General features: G+C 49.0%; 10 protein-coding genes. 1 reads left to right on the forward strand and 9 read right to left on the reverse strand.

All coding sequences use genetic code 11. From position 1 onward, the window contains the following. Nucleotides 1-188 precede the first annotated feature (188 nt). Complete coding sequence (locus tag OXH16_04850; GenBank protein ID MCY3680702.1) at nt 189-1,454, forward strand: sialidase family protein; 1,266 nt, start codon at nt 189-191, stop codon at nt 1,452-1,454. Nucleotides 1,455-1,462: 8 nt separating this feature from the next. Here the strand turns inward: OXH16_04850 and OXH16_04855 are convergent, their stop codons facing one another. From OXH16_04855 to OXH16_04895, 9 genes are all read right to left on the reverse strand, one after another. Further along, nucleotides 1,463-2,647 (reverse strand): acetylxylan esterase, encoded by a 1,185-nt coding sequence (locus tag OXH16_04855; GenBank protein MCY3680703.1) that lies wholly within the window; start codon nt 2,645-2,647, stop codon nt 1,463-1,465. A gap of 94 nt (nt 2,648-2,741) precedes the next feature. After that, the gene (locus OXH16_04860) at nt 2,742-4,202 is read right to left on the reverse strand and encodes a hypothetical protein (GenBank protein ID MCY3680704.1); all 1,461 of its coding nucleotides are present in this window, start codon (nt 4,200-4,202) and stop codon (nt 2,742-2,744) included. Nucleotides 4,203-4,249: 47 nt separating this feature from the next. Next, on the reverse strand, nt 4,250-5,419 hold the full coding sequence (locus OXH16_04865; GenBank protein MCY3680705.1) for an MFS transporter: 1,170 nt from the start codon (nt 5,417-5,419) through the stop codon (nt 4,250-4,252). Nucleotides 5,420-5,516: 97 nt separating this feature from the next. After that, a complete protein-coding gene (locus tag OXH16_04870) occupies nt 5,517-6,671 on the reverse strand; it encodes a hypothetical protein (protein MCY3680706.1) in 1,155 nt (384 codons plus the stop codon). Next, nucleotides 6,668-7,768, reverse strand: coding sequence for a sialidase family protein (locus OXH16_04875; protein ID MCY3680707.1), 1,101 nt, complete (start codon nt 7,766-7,768; stop codon nt 6,668-6,670). Before OXH16_04875 ends, OXH16_04870 begins: the two co-directional genes overlap by 4 nt. Before the next feature lie 106 nt (nt 7,769-7,874). Next, nucleotides 7,875-8,378 (reverse strand): GNAT family N-acetyltransferase, encoded by a 504-nt coding sequence (locus OXH16_04880; GenBank protein ID MCY3680708.1) that lies wholly within the window; start codon nt 8,376-8,378, stop codon nt 7,875-7,877. Between the two features lie 16 nt (nt 8,379-8,394). Continuing rightward, the gene (locus OXH16_04885; GenBank protein ID MCY3680709.1) at nt 8,395-8,922 is read right to left on the reverse strand and encodes an NUDIX domain-containing protein; all 528 of its coding nucleotides are present in this window, start codon (nt 8,920-8,922) and stop codon (nt 8,395-8,397) included. A gap of 111 nt (nt 8,923-9,033) precedes the next feature. After that, nucleotides 9,034-9,630 (reverse strand): hypothetical protein, encoded by a 597-nt coding sequence (locus OXH16_04890; protein ID MCY3680710.1) that lies wholly within the window; start codon nt 9,628-9,630, stop codon nt 9,034-9,036. A 118-nt stretch (nt 9,631-9,748) separates the two neighbouring features. Next, nucleotides 9,749-10,162, reverse strand: a complete 414-nt coding sequence (locus tag OXH16_04895; protein MCY3680711.1) for a DUF5069 domain-containing protein — start codon at nt 10,160-10,162, stop codon at nt 9,749-9,751. Nucleotides 10,163-10,371 lie beyond the last annotated feature (209 nt).

A 10,371-nucleotide genomic window follows, 5' to 3' on the forward strand; every position in this document is an offset into this window, starting at 1 on the left:
ATCTCCTCGATGTATCACGTTGTCAAAGTACATGATTGTGGGGCGATCCTGCAAGCAGAGATGCACCCGCCTCTCTTCCGATAGATGCTCTGTCCAATTGCGTTTGACTTCGGCATGGTCACTTCCTATTTTGCCTCCTGGAAGATATTTTGCTACCTGGATCCATTTTTTGAGGGAGGATCGGACGGATGGCGGCTAAACCGAGTTTTCGCAAGCCAGCACCGGAAGGGGTGGTGGAGCAGACCGGCATCGGTACTGGTACAGGCAATGGGATGGTGGTCTTAGACGACGGCTCCCTGATGATGGTTGTGGGGAGTCGCTGCCATATCTCGACCGACGGCGGACAGACCTGGGGTGAGTCGCGGCCGCTGAACTGCGAAGCGATGGGAAGTTCGTCCAACCTGTCGTGTATAAAGCTACAGTCGGGCAAGCTGGCACTGGCGCACCGGGGCAAGGAGGAGGAAGGGTGGGGGACGGAGATGTTCAACTGGAATCCCTTTTATCTGTCGGTGTCTGAAGACGATGGCCAGACCTGGGCGGGCGCGTGGCCGATGGATCTGCTGGGTGGACCATACCACGATGCGATGATTCAGCTGTCGAGCGGGCGGTTGCTGATGCCCAGCCGGATCTGTCACAGCAACAGACGGCACCCTGGTTTGGAATACGAGCGGGTGAGTAGTTATGGGATCTGGAAGGGGCTGCGGTTGCAGGTGAGCGGACATTATCACTATCCGGAGGTAGATATTGCTGCGGTGAGTTATTCGGACGACGAGGGACAGACGTGGCAGCAGTGCCAGGGGCAGTTGATGGGCTGGTTCGACGCGGAGGGCATTCCCAACGGGCGCGGAGGAATCACGGCGGTGGATGAACCGAGTGTGGCGGAATACGCGGATGGGCGAGTGATGCTGCTGGCGCGATCTACGGTGGGGCGGCTGGTGCAGAGTATCAGCGAAGACGGCGGAGAGACCTGGACGCCGATTTTGCCGAGCGATCTGGCGAGTTCGTACTCGCCGCCGAGGCTACGGCAAATTCCGAGCACGGGCGACTTGCTGTGTGTGTGGAACCAGGTGTCGCGGGATGAGATCAAACGGGGCTATCGGCGGGGACGACTATCGGCGGCGATTTCCAGGGATAGTGGCGCGAGTTGGGAGCGGTTCAAGACAATCGAGGTGAGCGAGGGGATGGAGGACGTGGAGCGGGTGGTGCCGCAGGAGCCGATTACGCCGGTGATCGGGTTGCCCGAATTGGGCACGCTACCGGAGGGTTTCGCCACTTTCGACTACCCCAATGTGTGGTTTGCGGGCGATAAGGTGTACCTGACATACCACCGGAGCTGGGTGGAAGTGGATGAGGATGCCGGTGAAGCGGTGACACTGGGGGAACGGAAAGGGAGGACGAGGAAGCCGCGCGAGATGGTGCTGCGCATTTATCCACTGGCGGAGTTTTACCGCTGAAATGTCGTTTATTCTATTTCTGTGTAGTCAGAGGTGAGGGTTAAATCACCTGACTTTATGTTAATAAAGCAGGCGGTTGTCCCTTCTGGCTGCGTGGCGGTTACCACCCACTGTTCGCCTATCCTTTCCAGCTTTGCAGGTGATTCGATCCACTTCCTTTTGCCGGTTATTCCGGTATCAGTCGTTGATATCAGAAAGGCCTCATCCAAGGGCTTTGATGATTCAAAAATCACTGTGAACTGTCCGCTCTCAGTCCTGGACGAAATTTGCTCGGCCCAGGGTTTGCCCTCTTTGACAACGCTGTCTGCGAAGGCATAGCTATCCGGAGGTTTCATGCCGGCCTGATGTCCGTGTTTCATGCCGGGGATCAGACATACCATGTATGGCCCGGATATAGTGCGATAGCAGGAGGCTTGCTTGTCCAGTGGAAAGTGCTGGTCTCCCGGCCAGGAGAGCCACAGGGTCGGGATTTTCACTTTTTTTAAGCGTAGAACAGGATCCCATACCTTCTTGTAAAGGTCATTATTTCCAAGCGCCCTGCCGTATTGATTGGCCACCTGGGACAGGTTTCCGCATCCGTAAGTGGGAATGGCAAAAGCAAAGCGGTCGTCGATACCGATAACAGTGCTTGCAATGATGCCTCCCCAGGAGATACCCATCAGGCCGACGCTCGTACTATCTACCTGCGACAGGGAACGAAGTAGTGAGTTCGCCAGGATTGCATCGGCAACGGCGTGATACATCCACTGTTCTTCAATCGGTTTGTCGGAGTCACCGTAAATACCTGTGCGAACTGGTCCTGACCAGGGATGTTTTTTCCACCTGTTGCGCCTGGTGTCGCCGGGTTTTCCTGGCTCCCGTTCATCTGTCTGCCCTTCCACTGCGATACTGATTGCCGCGTATCCGCGGGCATTCCACTTTTCAACCCACTCCTTAAAGGCGGTTCCGCCACCGCCATGGATTAACACGATTCCCGGGACCTTGTGGCTCGACGATGCACCCTCAGGGATACCGACCCAGGCATAGACGCGGGTTGGTTTTCCCTCGTACATAAGTGCATCAAAGTAGATCGTCTTCAACTCACCAGCACCAATACTGACGATTTGCTCATTTTCATTGCGGACAACCGGCGCATTTGTCAGTTCTGCCAGTGCGCGTATTCTCGATTCCTCAGTGCGGTAATCAGCTTGCACGCTCAAAGTCCTCAGCATTGCTGTGAAAATAACCGTCAATGTAATCATTCTCATCGTATTGTATTTCTCAGGTTCTCCAAAAGTCTTGATCGCCCTATCTATTGAAGGGCTTCCGCCTCATCGAAGAATAGACGCCTTCCAGAGTCCCGGCCTTTTTATGCCATACCAGTGCCTGCTCATTGGCGTCTTTGACATACTTGAGTGCCTCGGTAATAGGCTCTCCCATAGGATCGAAATACCCGGTCTGGGACTTACCCGTAGCGTCATGCGTTCCGGCCCAGGTTTCGATATACCCACATGTCTGCCAGCCCAGCATAAAGGGCAGGTTCATGATTCCCTTTAAATATACGGCGTACTGTTTGCCTTTATCCTCGATTGTAGGGACTTCCACCCCTTTCACCTTATCCATATGGGGGCGCAGGAATCCATAGGCGTGGTCGCCGTTGATGATGGGCTTTCCAGTCTTTTCAAAAATTCTCCGCAGTTTTTGTTCGTGAGCCGGCGTATAGAAATCGTAATCCTGGATCAGCACCACATCTACGTAATTTTTCACAATATCCCACACCCAATTGGGTTGGGGCCTCGCATTTTGTATTTTATCGCCAAAAATCAAATGATGGGGGTCGTATTTCCTGATGGCATCGTGGTGAGCCTTGAGATAAGCGTCAACGATTTTTGCATTCATGAGTGCCTGATCGGTAAATCCCCTTTTGGGATCCCTGGGCATCCCATACTCGCTTATTTCGAAAAAATCCTCCCACGTATTCACATCTAATCCGTACATTTTTCCAGCCTCAGCAGCTGAAGAATACTGACCCTGTAACACATCAATCCAAACACTTTTGCCTGGTGTTTTGCCGGGACGAGACAGGATGTCCATGATCCAGGGATGGTGCTCAAAGCTTCTAATCGGCTTTCCCAAATTGTAAATTGTGTAAGCGGGTAGATCCTCGTAACTGTATCCTAACAGGTACTTTGATTCCCTGTGCTTTGAAGTGTAAGCTTTGACAAAATGGTCGAGTTTTTGTTTCCAGGCAGGATCAAATACGTCGGGGAAGCGCTTGTCGGCTGACCACTGTTTGACCCGCTTGGGGTGAACATGGCTCATTCTCAGCTTGCCAAAATAATACAACTTCAATTCGTTGCAATAATCTGTGGGCATTACGTGTGGATGATGAAAGGATAGGGTATTGAAACCGTAATCTTTGTGATCCTTAGCTATAATCTCCAGCCAGGTCCTGGCTCCTTCGGACTTAAAATCGACTCTTTTTCCCTTCATGATCCCGCCGCCGATTTTCTCGATCCAGTGTTCTTTGTTGTAACTGGCAAATCTGTGCAGGGGTCCCACGTGATTCATTCCAAGAGGAATAAAGGGTTCGCCATCACCGTTAATCATGGTCCAGATGCCGCCTACCTCTTCCAGGTGGACAAATTCTTTGTTCCCGATGATTTTGGTTTCGTCTTTCTTGTCAATCTGAGCAAACGAATGACTAAACGCGACTGTACAAAACAAGAAGAGCGTTGCTGCTCTGAATAGCGCTTGTGAAAGTATCATGACTGTTTCCTTTGGACCTGTTAGAAGTAGTGGCGGCTCGACGCCTTTTACATCTGTTTTGGAGCGTGCGATTCCCGCAAAAACGCAGAGATCACAAAGAGTGCAAGGAATGCTGGAAGGACTGCCAGCAATAATGGATAGGCCATTTCACCTGTCATCCCGAGTGCTGCGACTCCAAGCAGCGGCGCAATTAACAAAGAGAGATCCATGAGGGAATCAAATGCCCCCATGGCGGCTCCTATATATGACGTGTCAAACGCCTCCGAAGCGTACACGAATGATAATAAGTATGGCACTGCATTTGTAAGACAAAAGAGAACGTAGAACCCTATCAGCAGGGATAGACTGTCGGCATAGACCAGTCCCACTCCCGATAGAACCAGGAGTCCGAGAGACGCGAGAACATAGATTTTTCGTCCCACTTTCTCAGAGATTGCTCCGGTGAAGTATGAGGATACACTGAATGCAAATGAACCGGTTGCCAGAATTAGCCCGATCTCCCAGGCGTCGAATCCCAACACCTCGCCCTTTGTCGGCACAAACACTCCGAAAATCCCGAAGGCAAACAGACCCGCGAATCCCATCAAAAGATAGACAAATACGCGACTGTTCCCAAAGGTTGCACCAAGGCTGCGAAAAACGCCCAGATTGTGCTCCGATGAAGCCCGTTCTCCACCCTTGATCAGATAGAAAGCAGCACAGAAGGCCACGAGTGAGAGAAGCCCATCCACAAGGAATGGAGCCCGAAGCGAAGCCAACGAAAGCGCTGCTCCTATGGCGGGGCCAACCACGAAGGACAGTCCTTGACTGCTTCTGAGGATCCCGAAGAACCGCCCTGGAGCATCCTTACCAAGCGTTGAAGTGATTGCCAGGAGAGCGGGCATCGAGATGGCATCAGCGACACCACCGAGGACTCGAAGAATTACCAAATGGACCCAGTCGCTCGCAATCAGACACAAAAGAGATGAAACTGAACCGAGGGCCGTGCCTATCAGAATGAGACGTTTCCGTGAGAAGCGATCCGCAAGGGCACCTGCAAAGAATTGGGCGACTACCACTGTGGCAAGGGCGGCCGACACGACTATGGGTATCTGGTACGTTTCAGCCCCGAGTTCCGTGCTGAGTCTCGGCAATACGGGAAGGCTGACGAGAGTACTCAGGAAGATGATGAACGCCATCAAGCCAATGGCATACATCCTGTGCAGATCAGATGTCATTCCCCCTCCTCTATAGGGTAGGTTGTCGAATGGCAGAAGGAGTGCAGCGACTGAAGCACGGACACAGGGTTAAGCGTCCGTGTTGTTTTTTGTTATCTTATTTTTGGGTGGGAAATAAGTGTTGCAGAGAATTCTTGGCAGATAGCGTATCATCAAATGGTTCGATTTTATTATTCTCAACAATAACTGATGAACGATCTATTGGAGCCACATCAATTTCAACAACTAATATCTTTGGATCGTTGGTGTAAAAAACATTGTTCACAACAGTGTTATCCCTCCCTGTTGGAGCAGGGATATTTTTCTGATCAAGATAGTCCACCCTTACTGGATCGTCCGTTTTTTTATTAAAAATCTGAATATATCGAGTCAGGTTCTTATTAGATCCGATGAATTTATTATCCTTTATGATGTTGGCAAATCCCGCCAGTTTGACAATCTCTTCATTGTAGGATTTTTCATAACAGTATAGAATATTATTCCGGACAGTTACAAATGAGGCCGCGTATTTGATATCGATATATTGCCCCAGTAATCCCGGTCCCAATATGCTTTCCTCAATGATGATATTATGGGCTCTTGCCATTTTTCCTCTTTCTTCAAGCCCCTTTGATGAACCAATATAAAAGCCTTCTCCTTCATGGGCGTTATAATCTTTGTCCAGCCATTCTCCAATATGATGGATTTTCATTCTTCTAAAGGTGTTATGGTGACTTTCATTCCTGATAGCTACAGCAGTGTTATGTGTATGATGTATATGCACATCTTCAATAATATTATGGTGTGAGCCCGATCCCAATAAATATAAACCGATACGAAAACCATGCGTGTTCCAATACCCCTTGTTCAGAGACACTTTCTTCCCGGTTATTTCTATGCGGGAAATGTTCCAGAACGAGCCACTGAGTTTGATTGCTACCAAATCCTCTTCCTTTTTTTGACCAACCGTGGAAATTACAGCATATCGACCCTGGCCCGTGCTGTCTTTTGATGTAAGGGTGATTCTGTTTTTATCGGACCCATTTGCATGTAGCTTAAAACTCTTATCGATTTCATACACTTTGCCGCCCTGAAGCATAATCGTATCACCTGGCTTGACGGTATCCAATGCATCGTAAACATCCTTGCTTGTAGCGCATTGATAAATATCGCTGGCGTAAAGCACATTGATATTGGCAATCAACAGGGAAAAGAAAATAATTAAAGGGAGCATGAGTCGTTTCGGGGCTAAATAGTTAATGACGTTTTTCATACATCCCTCACCATATCGTTCTCAGCCGACAGCCGTGCGACCTCCCCGCGCAGTCGGGCATTCTCTGTTACGATCTTGCCAGCGCGAATGTCCGCCTCCCTGAACTTTGCCATGAAAACTGCTCCGTTTGGCGTGCGATTGTAATCGTAAATGATGTAGATTGTTCCATCGTCTGCCTGCACGCCATCGGGATAGGTGACCTTCTCCCGTTCATCCAGCATGAGTCCGCCCTGCCACGTCTGGCCTTCATCGTAGGATACAAACGCCACCAGTTTCTCGCGTCTCGTCTTTTCGTTCATGGATCCATGTTTGACCAATAACAATGCGCCAGATTTCAAACGACGCACAAAAAATCGGGTGGTTGGATGTGGTATTTTAAGACGTTCAACGGGCGTCCAACTCTTTCCAAGATCGTGAGAAACTGTCTGGCCGATGCCACGGACTCGCACCAGCATCCAGAGTGAGCCATCTTTTCGCTCAACAATCATCGGTTCATCAGGTCCCCGCAATTCCGCGTTAACAATATTGGCAGTACCACGAAGCTCGAAGGTCTTGCCCTGATCGCGCGAGGCATAGACCTTGATGCTGTTGTCAGTCTTCCATACAGACGAGGTAAAGAGCCAATCGCCATCCGATAGTACCGTTGGTTTGTTCAGCATGATGCCATTACCCAATCGACGCGGTTTCGACCATGTTGGGTTCTCAGCATCTGGATTGCTGGTGACAATAGTCCATATGCCGTAACGGCCATCTTGTTGACCAAAACTCTGTCCCCAGAAAACCCACATCCGATCTTGTGGGTCAGTCCAGATGGAAGCGGACATAGCCCGAACGTCCCTGCAGGGCAATACCATGACTTTTGGATCTGACCAGGTGTGTCCATCGTCATCACTACGAATCAAGATCTGGTAGTTTCGCGGGCTTTCGACATCCCGCCCGTAAACTACCCACAACCGTCCCTTTGCGGTGCGTTCGATACCTGGCACGCCCTGTCGTGTGGTCGGCGGCACATGCTGTTTCCACGGATTGACAATGACCGTCGCCGGTTCGAGTGCAATATCGGTATCACGCTGTTTCTCAGATTCGGCATCTGTCATATTGTTTTCCTCAATCTGGGCAGTGTATGGCCAGTAACAAAAGCGCAAGTGGACCTGTTATATGCATGTGGCAGGTTTGGATCTCATAAGAAACAGTAAGGGGAGATCAGTGCTGGATTTCGTCTTTTTTGTTTTTCACTTCTGCTTTACACAGGTCAAGGGCAAAGTGAACCTCGCCGCCAAAGTGACCATCTTGACGATGAGTGATACGAAAACCGAACCGTTTGTAGAATTCGATAACCTCAGACCAGGTAGAAGTCGTTTCCAGGACAATGCGTTGAAATCCCAACGCTTTAGCCTCCTGGCAGAGCCGTTCCAGTATTTGCCTGCCGATTCCTCGTCTCCGAAACTCCTGTGACACGGACATCCGGACTATCTCTGCTACCTGGTCTGACTTCGGATTCAGCGCGCCCGAGCCAACAATCCTGCCATCAAACCAGGCGACCAGAAATGTAGCATCCTTGTAGTAGGCACCGATGTCGTTCAAATCTGGATTTAAGGTTGGGTCAATTTCTCCCCAGTGTTCGGCAAGTCCAGTTAAAATCAGGCTCTGGACAGCTTCTTGATCCTCACTCTCAAATGGCTTTATCGAGATTTGCTGTGTATCCATTATCTCTCCGTTTCCATCAAGATTGCCCTTGAAGCCAATCTTGAACTGCTATACCCGCGCCGAATGACCAGGGTCGTAATTCCTTTGGGGTAACAAGCTTTATCTCAGCAAGCTCTTCGCCAACGTGCAACTTCCCTCGTGAACGAACATGAAATGCGAGGATCACTTGGTTCATTTCAAAGAATGAGTAATGTCCAATGAAGCTCACGATCTCGCCTTCCAGACTCAGTTCTTCCTTTACTTCGCGCAATATACAGGATTCCGGGGTTTCCCTCTTTTCCAGAAATCCAGTGATCAGGCCAAACATCCCTTCAGGCCATTTCTTATTTCTTGCCAGAACGACCTTACCCTCGTATTCTACAATGGCGGCAACAACAGGTGTTGGGGGGTCCCAGAACACGTAATTGCATTCGTCAGAAGTGCACGTTAATCGTATTCTGCCATCGATTTCAGCCTCTATTAAGTTACTACCACACTGCGAACAGAATCTAACGAGGGGTTTATTGGCTGAAGAATTTAAATATTCTAAAAGAATAGCATCCATTAGATCAGGTCTCTGCTATGGTTGATGCCACCAGGGCATGATGTTTTTCTTTTTGAAAATAAGTTGCTCTTGCGCCTAACGGCTGCTCTTGCCGACGCAGGTGTGACAATTTTACCACTCATCCAGATTGCGATCAAAAAAACTCATAATAGCCATGGAATCCGGCCTATCCATATAAGCCAGGTCTGAAAAATAACATCTACTATCGAGATCGTACATTATCGAATTGAGAGGCGCACCAGGAATAGTTTTTTGGCTTTGGTTTGAAGTAAATAGCACTTCTATTTGCCAACTGTGAAGAAGGGGTGCAGCCTCACTGTGAACCAGAGCAATACTATTGTGCCATGTGCCAAAAGTTGAGCCACCAACAGAACGTATTTTTTTTACATAATGGTCAATAATTTGCTGATCTGTGGCCTTTTGCTCTTGGGAACAAATTCGCCGGACAAAAACGTCAGGTTGCTCCTCATTTGACAATCCATTAATCTCCAGCCCAGAATCAATCGCAAAAGATGGGAGGCTCGATGCTTGATAATAAGCTATTGCCTTTTTGATAGCATTCTTTTCAGGGGTATCACCGTCTTCAGTTACATTTAATTTTAGTCCCAATTGGATAGGGTCCAGAATTTCAATTGAAAACGGCGATAAAATATGTCTAACATGGCGAATCTTTTCTTTATTGGACGTTCCAAATAGAATCTTCTTCATTAAAAATTAAACCTCTGTCTATAGTCAAAACAATGTTTTTTTAAACGGATTCAAAATTTTTCTGTCCATATACAACTGGCGGTCATTGTCGTGCTCTTCAGCGAGTTTTATCCCGATATTATGATCGCTCTTCATCGGCATCATGAAAATCAAAAAAGGTCAATATGTCATCCCGATCCGAAAATCCACGCGCCGCTTTCATTTTTTTAAGCTCAGGAGTGGAATCGTCGCGCCAGCCGCGCTTTTCCATGAATTGATTCCAGATTTGAATTTCTTCATTATTGGGGCGTATTCCATTCTCAAAACACCATTCCAGTATCTCCTCATCAGTTCCACCAAGAAGCACCCTTCGAACTAATGCGTCGTAGTCTATTTGAAGAAAGCGAAGGCATCGACCATCAAGTCCAAACCCACGATTGTAGTCCTTTGGAAGCTCGCCTTGAGCGTGAAGCCGAATTTTGTCCAGCATTCGCCCGAAGAATACGAGCTCTCCTACTTTTTCGTAGGAACTCCTTAAGTTGGAAATTTGCATATGGTATTTCTCCTGTCTCAGGCCCGAAGTGCATCCGTATTCGTTAAATAGAAAAGCCTTCAAACTTGACGTACTCCCACGGCTGAAGCCTGTGGGATACTAAAAGCAGAACCGCAGGTTCAGCAGGGATTGTGCGATCATCAGCCGTTGCTGTCTATACAAGCCCAGTCTTACGCGGCCTCCTGCATAGGCGGACGTCCCCACCTGTG

It is taken from the genome of Gemmatimonadota bacterium (genome assembly GCA_026705765.1).
Lineage (GTDB): Bacteria > Latescibacterota > UBA2968 > UBA2968 > UBA2968 > VXRD01.